17 protein-coding genes are annotated in these 18,477 nt (G+C 67.8%); 7 read left to right on the top strand and 10 right to left on the bottom strand.

The genetic code is table 11. The features are described from left to right. Position 1: 1 nt before the first annotated feature. From AC1RGU_RS20340 to AC1RGU_RS20325, 4 genes are all read right to left on the bottom strand, one after another. Positions 2 to 499 carry an A24 family peptidase gene (locus tag AC1RGU_RS20340; RefSeq protein WP_492697634.1) on the bottom strand — a complete coding sequence of 166 codons (498 nt, stop codon included), beginning with the start codon at positions 497 to 499 and terminating at the stop codon, positions 2 to 4. Between the two features lie 16 nt (positions 500 to 515). Then, entirely contained in the window at positions 516 to 695 is a 180-nt protein-coding gene (locus AC1RGU_RS20335; protein WP_354344792.1) for a Flp family type IVb pilin, read from the bottom strand. Positions 696 to 1,107: 412 nt separating this feature from the next. Beyond that, the gene (locus tag AC1RGU_RS20330; protein WP_492697632.1) at positions 1,108 to 2,613 is read right to left on the bottom strand and encodes a L,D-transpeptidase family protein; all 1,506 of its coding nucleotides are present in this window, start codon (positions 2,611 to 2,613) and stop codon (positions 1,108 to 1,110) included. Continuing rightward, on the bottom strand, positions 2,580 to 3,752 hold the full coding sequence (locus AC1RGU_RS20325) for a nuclear transport factor 2 family protein (protein WP_492697630.1): 1,173 nt from the start codon (positions 3,750 to 3,752) through the stop codon (positions 2,580 to 2,582). The genes AC1RGU_RS20330 and AC1RGU_RS20325 overlap by 34 nt, the downstream gene beginning before the upstream one ends. A gap of 205 nt (positions 3,753 to 3,957) precedes the next feature. On the opposite strand from AC1RGU_RS20325, the gene AC1RGU_RS20320 reads away from it, so the two are divergent. Beyond that, a complete protein-coding gene (locus AC1RGU_RS20320; RefSeq protein WP_492697628.1) occupies positions 3,958 to 4,962 on the top strand; it encodes a Bug family tripartite tricarboxylate transporter substrate binding protein in 1,005 nt (334 codons plus the stop codon). A gap of 33 nt (positions 4,963 to 4,995) precedes the next feature. On the opposite strand, the gene AC1RGU_RS20315 is transcribed toward AC1RGU_RS20320, so the two are convergent. After that, on the bottom strand, positions 4,996 to 5,793 hold the full coding sequence (locus tag AC1RGU_RS20315) for an IclR family transcriptional regulator domain-containing protein (RefSeq protein ID WP_492697626.1): 798 nt from the start codon (positions 5,791 to 5,793) through the stop codon (positions 4,996 to 4,998). Positions 5,794 to 5,930: 137 nt separating this feature from the next. Here AC1RGU_RS20315 and AC1RGU_RS20310 point away from each other — a divergent pair, with 137 nt between their 5' ends. From AC1RGU_RS20310 to AC1RGU_RS20285, 6 genes are all read left to right on the top strand, one after another. Continuing rightward, positions 5,931 to 6,632, top strand: coding sequence for a 3-oxoacid CoA-transferase subunit A (locus tag AC1RGU_RS20310; RefSeq protein ID WP_369630106.1), 702 nt, complete (start codon positions 5,931 to 5,933; stop codon positions 6,630 to 6,632). Then, complete coding sequence (locus tag AC1RGU_RS20305) at positions 6,629 to 7,276, top strand: 3-oxoacid CoA-transferase subunit B (RefSeq protein WP_095746742.1); 648 nt, start codon at positions 6,629 to 6,631, stop codon at positions 7,274 to 7,276. The genes AC1RGU_RS20310 and AC1RGU_RS20305 overlap by 4 nt, the downstream gene beginning before the upstream one ends. Positions 7,277 to 7,307: 31 nt before the next feature. Further along, positions 7,308 to 8,513: a 3-oxoadipyl-CoA thiolase gene (gene pcaF / locus AC1RGU_RS20300; protein ID WP_492697623.1), complete on the top strand. Its 1,206-nt coding sequence runs from the start codon at positions 7,308 to 7,310 to the stop codon at positions 8,511 to 8,513. After that, complete coding sequence (locus AC1RGU_RS20295) at positions 8,513 to 9,490, top strand: Bug family tripartite tricarboxylate transporter substrate binding protein (RefSeq protein WP_492697621.1); 978 nt, start codon at positions 8,513 to 8,515, stop codon at positions 9,488 to 9,490. The genes pcaF and AC1RGU_RS20295 overlap by 1 nt, the downstream gene beginning before the upstream one ends. A gap of 56 nt (positions 9,491 to 9,546) precedes the next feature. Further along, positions 9,547 to 10,557 carry a Bug family tripartite tricarboxylate transporter substrate binding protein gene (locus AC1RGU_RS20290; RefSeq protein WP_062482455.1) on the top strand — a complete coding sequence of 337 codons (1,011 nt, stop codon included), beginning with the start codon at positions 9,547 to 9,549 and terminating at the stop codon, positions 10,555 to 10,557. A gap of 351 nt (positions 10,558 to 10,908) precedes the next feature. Beyond that, the gene (locus AC1RGU_RS20285) at positions 10,909 to 14,010 is read left to right on the top strand and encodes an autotransporter outer membrane beta-barrel domain-containing protein (RefSeq protein WP_492697619.1); all 3,102 of its coding nucleotides are present in this window, start codon (positions 10,909 to 10,911) and stop codon (positions 14,008 to 14,010) included. Between the two features lie 29 nt (positions 14,011 to 14,039). Here AC1RGU_RS20285 and AC1RGU_RS20280 read toward each other — a convergent pair whose 3' ends face one another. The 5 genes from AC1RGU_RS20280 to AC1RGU_RS20260 all read right to left on the bottom strand — a co-directional run bounded on the left by AC1RGU_RS20280 (position 14,040) and on the right by AC1RGU_RS20260 (position 18,300). Next, the gene (locus AC1RGU_RS20280) at positions 14,040 to 14,462 is read right to left on the bottom strand and encodes a ribbon-helix-helix domain-containing protein (protein WP_369645131.1); all 423 of its coding nucleotides are present in this window, start codon (positions 14,460 to 14,462) and stop codon (positions 14,040 to 14,042) included. A 74-nt stretch (positions 14,463 to 14,536) separates the two neighbouring features. Then, positions 14,537 to 15,115, bottom strand: a complete 579-nt coding sequence (locus AC1RGU_RS20275) for a DJ-1/PfpI family protein (protein ID WP_492697617.1) — start codon at positions 15,113 to 15,115, stop codon at positions 14,537 to 14,539. 128 nt (positions 15,116 to 15,243) lie between these two features. Next, the gene (locus AC1RGU_RS20270; protein WP_095948089.1) at positions 15,244 to 16,098 is read right to left on the bottom strand and encodes a carbohydrate ABC transporter permease; all 855 of its coding nucleotides are present in this window, start codon (positions 16,096 to 16,098) and stop codon (positions 15,244 to 15,246) included. Further along, positions 16,095 to 16,985, bottom strand: coding sequence for a carbohydrate ABC transporter permease (locus AC1RGU_RS20265; RefSeq protein WP_062481532.1), 891 nt, complete (start codon positions 16,983 to 16,985; stop codon positions 16,095 to 16,097). Before AC1RGU_RS20265 ends, AC1RGU_RS20270 begins: the two co-directional genes overlap by 4 nt. A gap of 91 nt (positions 16,986 to 17,076) precedes the next feature. Beyond that, positions 17,077 to 18,300 carry an ABC transporter substrate-binding protein gene (locus AC1RGU_RS20260; RefSeq protein WP_492697615.1) on the bottom strand — a complete coding sequence of 408 codons (1,224 nt, stop codon included), beginning with the start codon at positions 18,298 to 18,300 and terminating at the stop codon, positions 17,077 to 17,079. Between the last annotated feature and the right edge of the window lie 177 nt (positions 18,301 to 18,477).

The following is an 18,477-nucleotide window of genomic DNA, read 5'->3' as shown; positions in this document are numbered from 1 at the left end:
GCTAGCTCTGTCGCCCCCAAGCCATCCATGCCGCTGTGGCCAAAGCGAGATAGGCCGCATAGGGAATGATGCGAGGCCGGCGTGTCGGGGGGCCGGATTCGGGTGTTCGCGACGGGCCGGCAAGCAAGAGCGCGAGTCGCGGGAAGAAAGGCCAGTGCTTGAGGGCGAGCCATAGGACGCTGTGGACGCCGGCCATTAGGCTGGCCCCGATCCAGATCGGCACCAGGGTCGACAAGCCGACCCACAGCCCCAGGGCGCCAGCGAATTTCACGTCGCCTGCTCCCATGAGACCAAATGCATAGAAAAGCAATAAGAAGCTGAATCCGACACCGGCGCCGAGAAGAGCAAAGGCCCAGTCAATCTCGAACGGCTGCGTCCCGAAGGCGAGTGCTCCGAGAGCCGCGACGGCCCCTGCAAGCACAAGCCAGTTGGGGGCGCGACGCTGCTGGAAGTCATAGACGATGATGAAAAGCAACCACACCAAAAAGACCGATGTCATTGCTGAGCCGAAACCTTTAGGCGGCGGTGATCGCGGTCTTGATGCCGTCCCAGATAGATTTGACTTTTGCACCGATGCCGGTGGAACCGGTGATCGCCGTGATCATCACAACCGAAATCAGCCCCGCAATAATTCCATATTCAATTGCAGTAGCACCTTCTTCATCGCGCAGAAAACGAGTAATAGAACTAAGCATGGTGATCTCCTGAAAGGAAGTGTTAACAAAGGCTGGCACGGTGGATGTTATACAGCGTAACTCCGTGTATCAACAGGAGAAACACGCCGGATCGAGTCCCGGATGTGCTACTCGGAGGGGTAAAGCAGGAAGGCGGCCAGCCTCGTTCGGCCCCCACAACGGGGCAGAAAAGGTCACTTATTCACAGTCTGGAGATGTTCGTTTCCCTCTGTAAACCGCATGCACGCTGGCATGGACGAGGGGAGCGCGTTACGGGCGCGGGAACGTCCGAAAGTTGAGCGTTACGGGAACATGCCCGTTACGTGTTACGTAGCGCGGTACCTAGGAGTGCAATTTGTAACACTCGACAAGGTGGCTCCGTTTGGGCAATAAATCACACTTTTGGGGTCGAGACCCCTTCGGTGATGTGGGCTCAGCCGAGGATTTCTTCGTGGAAGAGCTTCCACTCGCCGCCCTGGCGCAGCCAGTACTGGCGGCGGGTGCGGCCGTTCTTCTCGCCCTCGAACACCTCGCCGAAGGTGGCGACCATGGTGTCCTCGGTGTCGCGCCAGTGCAGGTACGACGTGTCCTTGATTTGCACTCGTTTACCTTGTGCGTAGGTCAATTCATCGCGGAGTACCGCATCGGCGTCGACGGGCTTGCGGCTGGCGCGCTGGAAATCCGGCAAATAGAATTTTTTCAATTGCGCTTCATTGCCGCTGGCGCGCGCGTCTTTCCAGGCGGTAATTGAATCGGCGAATTTCTTTGTTTCTTTTTCGGCCTGCGGCTGCGAAATCCATTGCAGGCTGCGCGCGGTGACGACGGGGGTGGCGCCGATCTGGACCTTGCGCAGCAGCTGCTTGAGGTCGGGGTTGGCCATGACGACGCAGCCGTCGCTGGCCAGCGGCGCCCGTGCGAACTGCTGGGGCGGGGTGCCGTGCAGCCAGATGCCGCTGCCGGTCTTGCCGCGCCGCACGTCGTACGGGTTGGGGTAGTTGATGGGCAGGGCGCCGGCGCCGTAGAAGTCTTTCAGCGAGCGCGGGTCGAGGCTGCTGGTGACGTAGTACACGCCCAGCGGGGTGCGCGCGTCGCCTTCGACGGCCTTGTCGGTGCCCGACTTGCCGACGGAGATGTAGTAGTCGGCGACGAGCTTCAGGCCCTTGTCGGAGTTCTCGAACAGGTACAGCCGCGAGCGCGAGGCATCGACCGCAATGGCGAAGCGGCTGCGGGTCGAGAGGGTGAGGAACTGCGAGGGCACGGTGCCGGCGGGCGGGCGTTCGCGCAGGGCCTGCAGGCGGCGGCGCGATTCCTCGTGCAGTTCGACCATGGCCGGGTTGCCGCGCAGGCGCGCGATGCCGGCGGTGTCGGGCATGGCGTTCGACGGCGGCACCTGCGCCGCGAGCAGGTCGCCGTACACGAGCTGCGCGAGCTGGAAGTTCGGGTGGTCGCGCACGAGGGTCTGGGCCTTGGCCAGCGCCTCGCGGGTCTTGCCGCGGCCGAACAGTTCGTAGACGCCGATCAGGCGGGCCTCGGCGCCGCTGGCTTCCTGCAGCGGCGCGGCGGTTCTGGCGGTCTTGCGGGCCGGGCGCGTGGCGCCGGCGTTGTCCGCGACGGCGGACCGCTTGCCCTTGGCTTGCAGCTGCGTCTTGCTGGCGCCGCTACCGGCTTTGGCGCCCCTGGCTTCCTTGGCAGACGCACGGCTGCCGCCCGCCTTGGCGGCCTTGGTGCCGCTGGTCTTGGCGTTGGCCGACTTGCTGCTGGAGCTGTTGCTGTTGTTGGCTGCGAGCGCGGCGCCGGGCGTGGCCAGCAGGAGCGCAGAAGCGGCCGTCAAGGCCGCGAGCAGCTTCCCGCTCCGCAGCGGGAACGGGAGGGTCTGAAGCCGGCCGTGCCGGACGATGTCTGCCACTAGCCGCCGACGCTTTCCTTGCGAATGTGCCACTGGTTGCCGGAGCGTTGCAGCTCGAGCGTCTTACGGCTCGCGATGTTGAGGTTGTCGGCGCGGTAGACCTGGCGGAACTTGGCGGTGGCGGTCTGTCCGTCGACCTTGATCGCGAGGTTCTCGAGGTTCACGCTGATGCTGGACTTGCCGACGATGCGCGCGCGGCGGTCTTCTTCCCAGGCCTTGCGGCTCTGGCCGCCGGCGGGCACGAAGTCGCTGCCGTAGGCGGCGAGGTAGCGGTCCATGTCCTGGCTGGCCCAGGCCGAGGCCCAGCCGCGCACGACGGATTCGATCTCGGCGTTGGAAGCCGGGGCTGCAGCAGGGGCTGGTGCCGGTGCCGGCTCAGGCGTCTTGGCAACCGGCGCGGGGGCTGCGGCCACCTTGACGGGCGGCGCAACAGGCGCGGCGGCAGGCGCCGGCGCGGGCGCAGGCGGTGCCTTGGCGACGGGAGCAGGAGCGGGCACGGGTGCCGGAGCAGGTGCCTTGGCAACCGGTGCGGGCGCAGGCGCCGGGGCGGGCTTTGCAGCCGGTGCCGGTGCGGGCGTCGTCGTGGCCGAAGCCACGAGCGTCGAGCCCTTGGAGCCGGCCGCCGGCGGGGCGGTGAAGAGCGTGCGGATCACGGCCAGCTTGGGCTGCACCGCGGTGTTGTTCTGGTCGAGCTGCAGCGCCTTGCTGTAGGCCTGGCTGGCCAGCCGCGCGTACACGTCGCCGAGGTTTTCCTGGGCGGTGGCGTAGCTGGGGTTGGTGCGAATCGCGCTTTCGAGGGCGTTGCGGGCCTTGTCGAACTGGTTCTGGCTCGCGTAGATGACGGCGAGGTTGTTGAACGGCTCGGGCAGCTCGGGCGCATCCTGCGTGAGCTGGGTGAAGGCGGCGATGGCCTCGGTGCGCTTGCCGGTGTCGAGCTGGATCACGCCCTTCAGGAAGCGCATCTGCGGATCGCGCGGCTTGTCCTTGAGGAAGGCCTCGGCCTTGGTCATGGCCTCGTCGAGCTTGCCGGACTGCATCAGGCGGTCGACCTCTTCGTGCTCGGTCGCGGCCAGCGCGGGAAGCGCGGCGCCGCAGGCCGCAACGGCCAGAAGCAGGGCGCGCACGGTGGGGGAGAAGCTGAAGCGGGCGCGAGGCCGGGGGCTCTTGGGCATTGCGGACAAGACCTCGTTGGTGGGGAATGGGAATGCGGCAGGCATTGTAAATGCGCCCGTCACCTCTGGATACCAAGCTGACGGAGCCCTGCGATGGCCCTATTCACAGTTGTGCCGAACTTGTGCGCTGCAGCATCATCATGTAACGTCTCGTAAGCAAAATGCACGTGTTTACCCTGATTTTTCCAACCCTCCGGAGTCCGTTTTGAAGATCACCAAACGCCGCCTGCTCGAAGGCGGCGCTGCAGCCATTGCCACCTCGCTGTTCACGCCGGCCTCGTGGGCCCAGCGCGCAGCAGGCGGCGATGCCGCCTGGCCAACCAAGCCCGTGCGCATCCTCGTGGGCTTTCCGGCCGGTGCCTCGCCCGACCTGGCGGCGCGCGCCATCGCGGAGCCGCTCTCGAAGCTCCTGCGCCAGCCGGTGACGGTGGAGAACAAGCCCGGCGCCAGCGGCAACCTCGTGGCCGCCGAAGTGGCCAAGGCCACGGACGACCACACCGTCGGCGCGCTGATCAACGGCAACCTTACGATCGCCAAGCTGCTGAACCCCTCGCTCGACTTCGACCCCGAGAAAGACTTCGCCCCCGTCGGCCTGATCGGCACCGCGCCGCTGGTGCTGGTGGTGTCGGGCAGCGCCACGGGCAAGTCTGCAGCCGACCTGCTGCTGTGGGTGCGCAACCTGGGCAGCGCCGGCAAGTACGGCACGCCGGGCGTGGGCACCGTGGGCCACCTGGGCATGGAACTGCTCAAGAGCCGCGCGGCCATCACCGCGCAGCACAAGCCCTACACGGGCAACCCGCAGGTGATCGCCGGCATCCTCGCGGGCGAGATCCAGCTGGCGCTGCTGCCGCCCGGCCTGGCGATGCCGCACGTGAAGTCGGGCAAGCTCAAGGCCATCGGCGTGACCTCGCCCGAGCGCAGCCCGCTGGTCAACGAGCTGCCGACGATCCGCGACGCCGACGTGCGTGGCGCCGACCTCGAGATCTGGACCGCGCTTGCAGCCCCCGTCAGCATGAAGCCGGCGGCGGTGGCCAGGCTCAATGCCGCGCTGGTCGAGGTGATCAGTTCGCCCGAGGTGAGCGGCGAGCTGCTCAAGACCGGCTGGCAGGCGCAGCCTGGTTCGCCCGACACGCTGGCCAAGCGCATGCGCGCCGACACCACGCGCCTGGGCGGCGTGATCCTGATGAAGGGCATCCGCTCCGAGGCCTGAGCCCTCGCGGGAGCGAGGGCGATCGCACTGCGGCTACAGCAGCGCAGACACCTGCCGTGCCGCATCGATCAGCGCCGGCAGCATCGTCTCCTGCATCACCTTCGCGCTGGTGCGATTCGCCTGCCCGCTGATGTTCAGCGCGGCCACCATGCGGCCCTGTCGGTTCACGATGGGCGCGGCCACGGAGATCAGGCCTTCTTCCAGTTCCTGGTTCACCAGGCACCACTGCTGCTTGCGCGCCTGGGCCACCTTGGCCATGAGCGCGTCGATGTCGGTCACGGTGTGCTTGGTCAGCGCCTCGAGGTTCGAGGCCTCGAGCCGCGCGCGCACCTCGTCGTCGTCCAGGTCGGCCAGCAGCAGGCGGCCCAGCGACGTGCAGTACGCCGGCAGCCGCGAGCCCACGCCCAGGCTGATGCGCATGATCTTCTGCGTCGGCACGCGCAGCACGTAGACGATGTCGGTCGCGTCGAGCACGGCGGCCGAGCACGACTCCTGCACCTGCTGCACCAGCGCCTCCATCACGGGCTCGGCGCGGTTCCAGATCGGCATCGACGACAGGTAGGCAAAGCCCAGGTCGAGGATGCGCGGCGTGAGCGTGAAGAGCTTGCCGTCGGTCACCACATAGCCCAGCGTCTGCAGCGTGAGAAGAATGCGCCGCGCCCCCGCACGCGTGAGGCCGCTGCCGGCGGCCACTTCGCTCAGGGTCTGGTGCGGTGCGCTCGCGCTGAACGAGCGGATCACCTGCAGGCCGCGCGCAAAAGACTGCACGTAGCTGTCGCCGGGAGCGGGCGTGTCGGTGGCGGAACTGGCGGAAACGGGGTGGGTTGCCATGGCGAGCGATCCTCTCTAAAATTCATTATACGAACAAAAGTTCTTTAGGCGAACAAATTGCGGTTTGCGAGGGTTCGTGAATTCGGCAGGGTGTTCGCACCGTTCGGTTTCTTCCTTCACTCCCGGAGACAGGCTTCATGATCAACAAGATCGCGCGCTCGGTCGCCGATGCCCTGGCAGGCATCCAAGACGGCGCCACGGTGCTCATCGGCGGTTTCGGCACCGCCGGCATTCCAGGCGAACTCATCGACGGCCTCGTCGAGCAGGGCGCCAAGGACCTCACGGTCGTCAACAACAACGCAGGCAACGGAGAGACGGGCCTGGCGGCGCTGCTCAAGGCCGGCCGCGTGCGCAAGATCATCTGCAGCTTTCCGCGCCAGGCCGACAGCCAGGTGTTCGACGGCCTGTACCGCAGCGGCAAGATCGAACTCGAACTGGTGCCCCAGGGCAACCTCGCCGAGCGCATCCGCGCTGCGGGTGCCGGCATCGGCGCCTTCTACTGCCCCACGGGCTACGGCACGCAACTGGCCGGCAACCGCGAAACGCGCGAGATCGACGGCGTGCAGTACGTGCTCGAGTACCCCATCCACGGCGACGTGGCGCTCATCAAGGCCGAGCGCGGCGACCGCTGGGGCAACCTGGTCTACCGCAAGGCCGCGCGCAACTTCGGCCCGGTGATGGCCATGGCCGCGAAGAAGACCGTCGCCACCGTGCACGACATCGCCGAACTCGGCACCCTCGACCCCGAGAGCATCGTGACCCCGGGCATCTTCGTGCACCAGGTGGTGCGCATCGAACGCGTGGCCACGCAGGCCGGCGGCTTCAAGAAGGCAGCATGACCATGGCATACACCCGTCGCACCAAAGACCAACTGGCAGCCCGCGTCGCGCAAGACATCTTCGACGGCGCCGTCGTCAACCTCGGCATCGGCCAGCCCACGCTGGTGGCCAACCACCTGCCGCAGGGCCGTGAGGTCATCCTGCAAAGCGAGAACGGCATCCTCGGCATGGGCCCCGCGCCCGAGGCCGGCGAAGAAGACTACGACCTCATCAACGCCGGCAAGCAGCCCGTCACGCTGCTGCCGGGCGGTTCGTTCTTCCACCACTCCGACAGCTTCGCGATGATGCGCGGTGGCCACCTCGACATCTGCGTGCTCGGCGCGTTCCAGGTGTCGGCCACCGGCGACCTCGCCAACTGGCACACGGGCGAGAAAGACGCCATTCCCGCGGTCGGCGGCGCGATGGACCTGGCCATCGGCGCCAAGCAGACGTGGGTCATGATGGATTTGCTCACCAAGCAGGGCGCGAGCAAGCTGGTGCAAGAGTGCACCTATCCGCTCACCGGCATCGGCTGCGTCAAGCGCGTGTACTCCGACCTCGCCACGCTCGAGTGCACGCCGCAGGGCCTGAAGCTCGTCGACACCGTCGAGGGCCTGAGCCGCGAAGAACTCGAAAAGCTGGTCGGCCTGCCGATCGCCGCCTGATCCCATCCAAGTAATCAGAGAGACAACTCACATGACCAATCAAGCCTTCATCTGCGACGCCGTGCGCACCCCCTTCGGCCGCTACGGCGGTTCGCTCAGCAGCGTGCGCACCGACGACCTCGGCGCCGTGCCCCTGCGCGCCCTCATCGAGCGCAACAAGAACGTCGACTGGCAGGCCGTGAGCGACGTGCTCTACGGCTGCGCCAACCAGGCCGGCGAAGACAACCGCAACGTCGCGCGCATGTCGGCGCTGCTCGCGGGCCTGCCGATCGAAGTGGGCGGCGGCACCATCAACCGCCTGTGCGGTTCGGGCCTCGATGCACTGGGCACCGCCGCGCGCGCCATCCGCGCCGGTGAAGCCGGCCTCATGATTGCCGGCGGCGTCGAAAGCATGAGCCGCGCGCCCTTCGTCATGCCCAAGGCCGAGAGCGCCTTCAGCCGCAACAACGCGGTGTACGACACCACCATCGGCTGGCGCTTCATCAACAAGCTCATGAAGGCGCAGTACGGCGTCGACTCGATGCCCGAGACGGCCGAGAACGTGGCCACCGACTACAAGATCGAGCGCGAAGCGCAAGACCTGATGGCGCTCAACTCGCAGCTGCGCGCCGTCGCTTCGCAGAAGTCCGGTTTCTTCGACGCCGAGATCGTGCCCGTGAGCGTGCCCCAGAAGAAGGGCGACGCCCTCATCGTCAACAAGGACGAGCATCCGCGTGACACCACGCTGGAAGCGCTGGCCAAGCTCAAGCCCATCGTGCGCCCCGACGGCACCGTCACCGCCGGCAATGCCAGCGGCGTGAACGACGGCGCCTGCGCGCTGCTGCTGGCCGACGAAGCCAGCGCCGCCAAGCACGGCCTCACGCCGCGCGCCCGCGTGGTCGGCATGGCCACGGCCGGTGTCGCGCCGCGCATCATGGGCATCGGCCCGGCGCCCGCCACGCAGAAGGTGCTGGCGCTCACCGGCCTCACGCTCGACCAGATCGACGTCATCGAACTCAACGAAGCCTTCGCCGCACAAGGCCTCGCCGTGCTGCGCCTCTTGGGCCTGAAGGACGACGACGCGCGCGTGAACATCAACGGCGGCGCCATCGCACTGGGCCACCCGCTCGGCGCCAGCGGCGCACGCCTGGCCACCACCGCGGTGAACCAGCTGCACAAGGGCGGCGGCCGCTACGCGCTGTGCACGATGTGCATCGGCGTGGGGCAGGGCATTGCCGTGATCCTGGAACGCGTCTGATGACGCTCGCCCGACGCGAGCTGCTGCTAGGTCTGCTGGCAGCAGCGGGCCTGCCGGCGCATGCGCAGCAGAGCGATGCCAAGCCGATCCGCATCGTCGTGCCCTTCGCGGCCGGCGGCGGCAACGACGTGTTCGCGCGCCAGATGGCCAAGGGCCTGGGCGAGGTGCGCAAGTCGGGCGTCATCGTCGACAACAAGCCCGGCGCGGGCGGCAACCTCGGCACCGAGCAGGTGGTGCGCAGCACGCCCGACGGCAGCACGCTGCTGCTGGGCCACACGGGCACCGTGTCGATCAACCCGGCGCTGTACAAGGGGCTGAAGTTCGACGCCCGCAAGGACCTCGTGCCCGTGGCCATGTTCGCGTCGTCCGCGCTCGTGCTCGTGGTGCCTGCCGCCTCGAAGGTGCGCAGCGTGGCCGACCTCGTCAAGGAGGCCAAGGTGCGCCCGGGCCTGCTCGACTACGCCTCGAGCGGCAGCGGCACGGGTGGCCACCTCACGGGCGAGCTCTTCGCGCAGCGCACCGGCACGAAGATCAATCACATTCCCTACAAGGGCACCAACCCCGCGCTCACCGACCTCGCGGGCGGCCAGGTGCAGATGATGTTCAGCGTCATCCCGCCCGCGCTCGCGCTGGTCAAGGGCGGGCGGCTGCGCGCCATTGCCGTCACGGGTGCGAAGCGCCTGCCGTCGCTGCCCGACGTGCCCACCGTGGCCGAGTCGGGCCTGCGCGAACTCGCGGGCTTCGAGAGCACGCTCACCTACGGCATCCTCGCGCCGCGCGGCACGCCCGAGGCGTTCGTGAAGACGCTGTCGGCGCAGATGCTGCAGGTGGCGGGCGGCGCCGAGTTCCAGTCGCGCCTGGACGTGGAAGGCGCCGTGCCGCTGCTCGGCGGGCCGGCCGACTACGCCGCGCTCATCGCGAAGGAAAGCGCGCTGTGGGCCGGCATCGTCAAGGCCTCGGGCGCGTCGGTCGACTGAGCGGCGAGGCACCGCTTCCCACCCATCAACGATTCATCAAACCGGAGACTTCCCTCATGTCCTTCTTCCGTTCGTCGCTTTCGCGCCGCGCCATCGCAGCGGCCGTGCTGGCCCTGACCGCCGGCGGCCTGCTGCCGCTGACCGCCTCGGCACAGCAGCCTGCGGCCTTCCCGACCAAGCCCGTGCGCATCATCACGCCATTCCCGGTCGGTGGTGGTCCGGACGGCGTGGCCCGCCTCGTGGCCGACAAGCTCTCGCGCGCCTGGGGCCAGCCGGTGGTGGTCGAGAACCGCCCGGGCGGCAACGGCTTCATCGCCATCGACGCCTTCAAGCGCGGCGCCAAAGACGGCCACGACATCATCGTGCTCGACAACGTGCACCTGGCCGCGTACCCGGCGCTGTTCAAGAAGCTGCCCTACGACGCATCGAAGGACTTCGACGCACTGCTGCCGCTGTTCAAGACGTATTTCTTCTTCACCGTCGCGACCAACAGCAAGTACAAGACCGTGGGCGATCTCATCGCCGACGCCAAGGCCAACCCCGGCAAGCTCGACTACGGCTCGTGGTCGGTCGGCAACCCGGTGCACCTGGGCTCGGAACTGTTCGAGTCGGCCACCGGCACGCAGATGGAGCACGTGATCTACAAGGAGACCACGCAGCTGTACACCTCGGTCGCCACCGGCGAGCTGGCCTTTGCGCTGGGCAGCAGCGCCACCGCCGGCCCGCTGCAGCGCGCCAACAAGCTGCGCTTCCTGGCCGCGGCAGCGCCCCAGCGCGTGGCCGCCTTCCCCGACGTGCCGACCGTGAGCGAATCGGGCGGCCCCAAGGGCTTCGAGGTCATCGGCTGGAACGCCATCGCCGTGCCGAAGGGCCTGCCGGCTTCGGTGACCGACAAGATCAAGCGCGACATCGAGAAGGGCCTGGCCGAACCCGACGTGCTGGAGAAGTTCAAGAGCTTCGGCTACGAGCCGTTCCCCACCACGCGCCCGCAGTTCGACCAGTTCGTGGCGACCGAAACGAAGCGCTTCACCGACGTGATCCGCAAGGCGAACGTGTCGCTGGACTGACAGCGCGCGCCCAGGGCGCATCCGCAATGAACAAGGCACCCGAGAGGGTGCCTTTTCTTTTGGGCGCCGCACCCAGGGCGAGAGATTGTGCTGTCCAAAAGTCACATGTTACGTATGGATACGCGACAGGGTAGACCGTCTACCGAACGCCCTGACAGAGGCGACATGGCCCCGCATGGGGCCGGTCGCTCCCGTTTCAGGGTAGCCCCTTGCAGGGATACGCGTAACTGGCACGCGTTCTTACATTTTTGACTTGCACATCCGAAATCGTCGCCGTGGGGAGGAGCAAGCCATTGCTGCTGCACACGGAGGTCCACCTGCCCAGTCAGTGAACGAAGAGGGAGTTGAGTCATGAACAAGATCTTCCGAACCCTGTGGAGTCCCACCGCCGGCACCTGGGTGGCCGCGCCGGAAATCGCGCGCGGCCACGCGCGATCGTGCAGTGGGGGCGGCGTGCGCGCGGTGGCTGCAGCGGCGGCACTGTGGGTCTGCGTCGTGCCGGTGCTCGCGGCCGGCGGCGCGGGCGGCCAGCCGGTCGGTGACGCGTCGCTGAACGCGGGCACGGGCGGCAGCGACGGCACGGGCGGGAGCGGCGGGCTCAACGACACCACGGTCAACGCCTTCGGCGGCGCGGGCGGATCGTCCACGCCGGGCGGTGTCACGGCGGGGGCCAACGCCAACATCGGCGGCTTCGGCGGCGCCACGCCGGGCACGGGCGGCGCGGCCGGCGCCGCCAGCACGCCCACCGGCCCCGGGGCGTTCCAGGGCGACGCCGGCGGCGCGGGCCAGGCGCAGACCGGCGACCCGGGCAACGGCAACGGCTATGGCGGGGGCGGCGGCGGTGGCTTCCAGGGCATGTCGATCGCCAACAACGTGGCCAATTCGTCCGACAGCTACACCGGCGGCATCGGTGGCGCGGGCGGCAACGGGTACTGGGCCGCGGGTGGTGGCGGCGCGGGCGGCTACGGTTCGATCCTCAGCGGCCCGCTCGGCAGCTACACGGCCACGGGATCTTCCACGGGCGGCGCCGGCGGCAAGGGCGGCGACGCCTTCTCGCAGGGCGGCGGCGGTGGCAGCGGGGGCGGCGGGTTCTACCTGAACGCGACCAACCCGGGGCTCAGCTTCACCAACACCGGTCCCCTCACGGGCGGGGCGGGCGGTGCCGGTGGGGCCGAACTGGCACCCGCCCGTTCCAACGCCTCGGGCGGCGGCGGCGGCGCAGGGGGCATCGGCGCGACGTTGGCGGGTGTCGCCGTCACCGTCAACAACTCCGGCGCGATCACGGGCGGTGCCGGGGGCGCAGGCGGCGCGGCCGGCGGCGGTGCGGGCGGCACCGGTTCACCGGGCGCTGGCGGCGACGGCCGGGCGGGCCTCGCATCGACCGGCGCGGGCGCAACCCTCACCAACACCGGCACCATCGCCGGTGGGGCGGGCGGCGCCGGCGGGGCCAACAGCAACGGCGGACCGAGCGGTGCCAACGGCGTGGGCGGCGTCGGGGTGACCGGCGCGAACCTCGCGTTGACCAACGGCGGAACCATCTCGGGCGGCCTGGGCGGCGACGGCGTCACGCGCGCCGCGGCGGTCGCGTTCACGGGCGGCGCCAACAGCCTCACGCTGAACACCGGCTCGTCGATGACGGGCGCGATTTCGATCGGCGCGGGCGCCACCGCCAGCGTCATCGCGGGCGCCGGCGGCCTCACCGTCAGCAACGCCCTGCTGCTGGGCGGCACGGGCACCATCGACACCAACGGGAACGCCCTGACGTGGACCGGCGCGATCTCCGGCGCCAGCGATCTCGTGAAGATCGGCGCGGGCGTGCTGACGCTGAGCGGTGCCGACACCCACTCGGGCGCCACCAACGTCGCGGCGGGCACCCTGCGCGCGGGCGCGGCCAACGTGCTCAGCAGCGTGAGCCCCTTCACCGTGGCCACCGGCGCGACGCTCGACCTGGCGGGCAACAGCCAGACCCTCGCGTCGATGGCCCACAGCGGCACCGTCTCGCTGGTGGGCGCGGTGCCGGGCACCACGCTCACCGTCAACGGCCCCTGGGTCGGCAACGGCGGCACGCTGCGGCTGGGCACCGCGCTGGGCGGCAGCGCCAGCGCGAGCGACCGGCTCATTCTGAGCGGCGCCACCGCCGTCGCCAGCGGCACGACGAATGTGCAGATCACCAACCTGGGCGGCCTGGGCGCGCTCACCACCGGCAACGGCATCGAGGTGATCAGCGCCCTCAACGGCGCGACCACCACCGCGCAGACGACCAAGAGCGCGTTCGTGCTGGCCGGCACGCACGTGGATGCGGGCGCCTACGAGTACCGGCTGCATGCGGCCGATGCCGCCGGCGCGGGCGAGAACTGGTACCTGCGCTCGACCGCTGCACCCGTGACGCCCGTGACGCCTGTCCCGCCCGTCACGCCGCCTGCCGGCGGTGGCGGCTCGGGCACTGGCGGCACCGGCGTCGTGCCCGTGCTCGCCGTGCCCACCTACCGCGCCGAAGTGCCGCTGTATGCCGCGCTGCCCGAGCAGCTGCGCCAGTCCAGCTTCGCGATGCTCGGCAACAGGCGCCTGCGCATGGGTGAGGACCTTGTAGCGGGCGCAAACCCGGCCAAGCCCACGCAGGGTTACCGCGAGGCGTGGGGGCGCATCATCAGCACCGACCGCACCATCGCGCAGGGCGGCACCGTGAGCCCCACGAGCAAGGGGCGCCTCACGGGCTTCCAGGCCGGCACCGACCTGTGGGCCAACCCCGACTGGCACGCGGGCGTGTACGTCGGCCAGCTCGACGGCGACATGCGCGTGAACGGCTTTGCCAGCGGCCTGGCGAACCTCGGCGTGGGCACCAACAACCAGAAGAGCGAGTACCTGGGCGCCTATGCCACCTGGAAGCACGCCAGCGGCGTGTACGTCGACGGCGTGCTGCAGGCCGGGCGCCACCGCTACACCGCCAGGCCCACGCTGGGCTTCTCCCGGGGCGGCAAGGGCAACAGCCTGCTGGCGTCCATCGAGGTGGGGCAGTCGATTCCCATCGCGCAGAACTGGACCGTCGAGCCGCAGGTGCAATTGGTGCACCAGCGGGTGAGCCTGGGCGACACGGGCATCTCCGGCGCGCTGGTGCAGCAGAACAGCCACAACGGCTGGCGGGCACGCGCCGGCGTGCGCGTGAAGGGCGAGTTCGTCACCAGCGCCGGGGTGCTGCAGCCTTATGTGCGGGTCAATTTCCACCGCAGCAGCCGCGGCACCGACGTCACCCGCTTCGTCGGCCCGGCCGGCTTCACCGACATCGCGACGCGCACCGGCGGCAGCAGCACCGAGCTGGCGGCGGGGGCCACGCTGCAGGTGGCCGAGAACACGAGCGTGTATGTGGAGCTGGGCAAGCTGTGGTCGGGCTCCGGCGGCGACTCGCGCATCAAGAGTGGGGTCAATGCGAGCGTCGGCGTGAAGATGCGCTGGTGATCTCGTGAAGGGGCGCGCAAGGGCGGCGTCTACGCATGCCGCCGCGCGGCGGTGTGGAGCGTGTGCACGCGGGCCTCGCCCGGCTGCGGCACGGGCGATGGCCGTCCCCATCCCTGCGGCAGTTCATGCAGCACGGCGTTCGCATCGAGCGAGCGGATCGCGACCGACGTGTCGGCCGGAATCCGCCCCTGCGCCACCATTGCCTCGTAGCGCAACGCGCACACGCGCAGGAACGACGCGAAGTTGCCGACCTCGCCGCGCGCCGCCACCAGCTCGTCGTACAGCCGCTCGATGAGCTGCACCACGGCCATGCCGTCGCGCTGCGCGATCTCTTCGAGCACTTGCCAGAACAGGTTCTCGAGCCGGATGCTGGTGACCACGCCGTGCAGCCGCACCGAGCGCGTGCGCGCGTCGTAGCTTTGCGGATCGGCGCTGATGAAGACTTCGCACATGGGCCATCTCCTCGAGAGGCAGGGTGGTGGGGGCGACGCCGCACTGTAGCGCCGTCCGCGCCCATCCGTTCAGGTCAATGTTCGATGCGCGTGCCCAGCACCGCGAGGAACTGCGACAGCCACGCCGGATGCGCCGGCCAGGCCGGTGCGGTGACGAGGTTGCGGTCGGTCACGGCCTGGTCGACCGGGATGCCCATGTACTCGGCGCCGGCCAGTTCCACCTCGACCTGGCAGGCCGGGTAGGCCGACACCTTGCGGCCCTTGATGAGGCCCGTGGCCGCGAGCAGCTGCGCGCCGTGGCAGACGGCGGCCACCGGCTTGTCGGTGGCCAGGAAGTGGCGTGCGATCTCCACCACGCGGCTGTGCATGCGCAGGTACTCGGGCGCGCGGCCGCCGGGGATCACGAGCGCGTCGTAGGCCTCGGGACGCACCTCGTCGAAGCTGGCGTTCAGCGTGAAGCGGTGGCCCGGCTTCTCGCTGTAGGTCTGTGCGCCTTCGAAATCGTGGATGGCGGTGTGTACCCAGTCGCCGGCCTTCTTGTCGGGCGCCACCGCATGCACGGTGTGGCCGACGGCCAGCAGGGTCTGGAACGGCACCATGGTTTCGTAGTCTTCGGCGTAGTCGCCGCAGAGCATCAGGATCTTGCGAGCCATCGGGTTTGTCTCCTTCGGATGAGGTGGGGGCGAAACCGGCCGGCGCAGGGTGCGCGCCGGCCGTCGCCGCATTATTCGAAGGGGGCGGGCGCAGCGGGTAGCAGCGGGCTGTGATGCCGCTGCGGTCGCTATTTGACCGAGCCCGCGGTCAAGCCCTGCACCATGTAGCGCTGCATCCACGCAAACAGGATGGCGACCGGGACCACGGCGCAGATGGCGGCGGCCATCACCAGCTCCCACTGCACCACGTACTGGCCCGCGACCATGTTGGTGACGAGCACGGTCAGCGTCTGCTTTTCCGTGGAGCGGATCAGCGTGTAGACCACGGCGAACTCGTTCCACGCATTGACGAAAGTGACCAGTGCCGTGACCGCCATGGCCGGCAGCGCCAGCGGCAGGAACACCTTGCAGACCGTGCGCACCGGGCCCGAGCCTTCGAGCCAGGCCGACTCTTCCAGGTCGCGCGGAATGGTCTCGAAGTACGAGGTCATCATCCAGACGGCAAAGGCAATGCCGAAGGCGCCATAGGCCACCACCACGGACAGGCGCGAGTCGGTCATGTTCCCGCCCTCGAACCAGGGCAGGCTGGCCGCCATCTTGAACAGGCCCACCACCAGCAGCACGGGCGAGATCATCTGGGTGATGAGCAGGAACTGCCGGTAGCCGCCCTGGCCGCGAAACTTCAGGCGCGCCAGCGCGTAGGCGGAAGGCACGCTGACGGCGATCGTCAGCACCGTGGCAGAGAGCGACACCAGCAGGCTGTTCAGCAGCGCGCGCCCGAACCCGGTCTGGGTCCACATGGCGGAGAAGTTGCTCCACTGCCACTGCTGGGGCAGCCAGCGGGCCGGATAGACGTAGATCTCCGAGGCTGGTTTGAGCGCCGTGAAGAACATCACCGCGAGCGGAAAGACGACCACGGCCACCAGCGGTGCGAGCAGCAGCCAGCACCAGAGGCTGCGCACGAGTTTGTCGGGGCGGATCATGCGGCGGCCTTCGCGGACTGGCGCTTTTGCAGGCGCAGGTAGAACACGGTGAAGGCCAGCAGCAAGGCCAGCATCACGAGCGAAATGGCGGCTGCCTCGCCGGGGCGGCCCAGGCGAAAGCCCAACTGGTACAGCCAGGTGACGAGGATGTGCGTGGCGTTGTCCGGCCCGCCCTGCGTCATGATCCAGATGATGGGGAATGAGTTGAAGACGTAGATCACGTTCAGCACGATCGCCATGTGGATGAAGGGCTTGAGCAGCGGCAGCGTGAGCCGTCGGAACTGCTGCCAGCGCGACGCGCCTTCGATGCCGGCCGCTTCGTAGATGTCCTGCGACACCGACGACAGCCCGCCCAGGAAGATGGTCACGGTGAAGGGGATGGACACCAGGATGCCCACGCCCACTTCGACCCAGAACGCGAGCTGTCCATCGGCCAGCCAGTTGATCGGCTCCCGGATGATCCCGACCATCGCCAGGCTCGCATTGACCATGCCGTACTGGCCGTTGAAGGACCAGGTCCAGACGATGGCCGTCATGGTCAGCGACACCGCCCAGGGCAGCATCACGATCGTGCGCGCCACGCCCCGACCATAGAAGTCCTGCTGCAGGATGAGCGCGATCGGCACAGCGCACAGCACGGCGCCGCCGACCACGCACACCGTCCATTGCACCGTGCGCCACACCACATGGGCGAACACCGGATCGGTGAACACGGTGCGAAAGTTGTCCAGGCCGTTGAAGGCCCGCAGCAGGCCGAAGCGCGAGATGTCGTGCACCGACTGGAACACCAGGGTGGACAGCGGATAGGCCAGGATGAAGAGGGTGAGCAACAGGCTCGGCGCAATCAGCCCCCAAGCCAGGGCAGGGCCTCGAACGGGATTCTGCATAGGTCGATTCGATCGGATAGGCGTGGTTGGGCGTGGTGCGACACGCGAAAAGCTGGCGCAGCCCCAGGGCTGCGCCCCGGGGCTTGCTTGCTTACTTCTTATTGAGCTTGGTGTTGGCTTCGGCCGCGGCCTTGTCCAGCGCCGCCTTCGGTTCCGCCTTGCCCTGGTAGATGGCCTGCAGTGCGTTGGTGACGGCCTGCGCCGAGTCTTCCCAGCCGGCGACCAGCGGGGCGAAGCGCGCGTTGGGCAGCAGGGTCACGAACTCGGAGAGCACCGGGTCATCCTTGAACACGGGGTCGTTGGCCACCTCGCGCGTCACCGGCATGAAGCCTTCGCCCTGATCGAACTTCAGCCGCGCGGTTTTCGAGAACATGAAGTTCAGGAATTTCTGGGCGGTTTCCTTGTTCTTCGAGGTCTTGAACATCATGATCGAGTCGGTCACGCCGAAGGTGATGTCCTTGCCGCCATTGGGCACGCCGGTGATGCCGTATTTCAGTTGCGGCGCGTCCTTGGCGATTTCCTTGGCCAGCGGCGGCAGCGAAATGACCATGCCCAAACGCCCCTGCTTGAACAGGTTGTGCAGGTCGTAGCGCGTGTTGCCGGCCACGCCGGGCTCGGTCAGGCCCTGGTCGATCATGCTTTTGTAGAGCGTGGCGGCTTTCACGCCGGTCGGCGAATTGAAGGCGGCCTTGTTGCCCGCATCGAGCACGTCGCCGCCCATGCTCCACAGCGCGTAGTAGAAATAAGTGTCGGTATCCAGGTCCTTGCCCTGAATGCCATAGCCGTAGGCCCCCGTGGCCTTGATCTTTTTCGCGGCGGCAATCACGTCGTCCCAGGTCTTGGGGCCATTGGGAAAGCCCGCCTTGCTCAGCATGTCCTTGTTATAGAACATGGCGCGCACGCTGGCCGCAATAGGCAGCGCATAAGGCTTTCCGTTGATATTGCCGGCTTTCAGGAAGGCCGGAATGAATTGGTCCTTGAACGCCGCATTGGCGTAATTGTCGACCGGCTCCACCAAGCCGTCGTTCACGAAGTCGCCCACCCAGCGGGTCGCGACGTGGGCCAGGTCGGGCGGGTTGTTGCTGGCGATTTCCGCCTGCAGTTTCTGCTGCATGTTCTCCCAGCTTCCCACCTCGACCTTGACCTTGTCTCCCGGGTTGGCCTTTTCGTAGTCCCGGGCCAGCGCCTCCAGCCAGGGGCGCGTGTTGTCGCTGTAGCTGGACATGGCGATGCGGATATTTCCCGCCTGGGCCGTGAGGGAGGAAATACCCAGAAGAATTGCGCCTGCCAATAGAGTTGTATTTCGTTTTTTCATATTTAATTCCTCGTGAAGTGATTGAAAATTAATTGAATACACGTCGGGATCTGCTGCGATCAATGTTTGCGCTTTTTTATCTTACGAGTCGGTCGAATGACGCCATAGATAGAGCTAACCCTCGATTTCTAAAAAACAGAACCCTGCCTGCGAAATATTGAAGGCCAATTTCCCGTG

This window comes from Variovorax sp. GW823-FHT02B07 (genome assembly GCF_058797695.1).
This window is presented reverse-complemented; position numbering and strand designations above follow the sequence as displayed.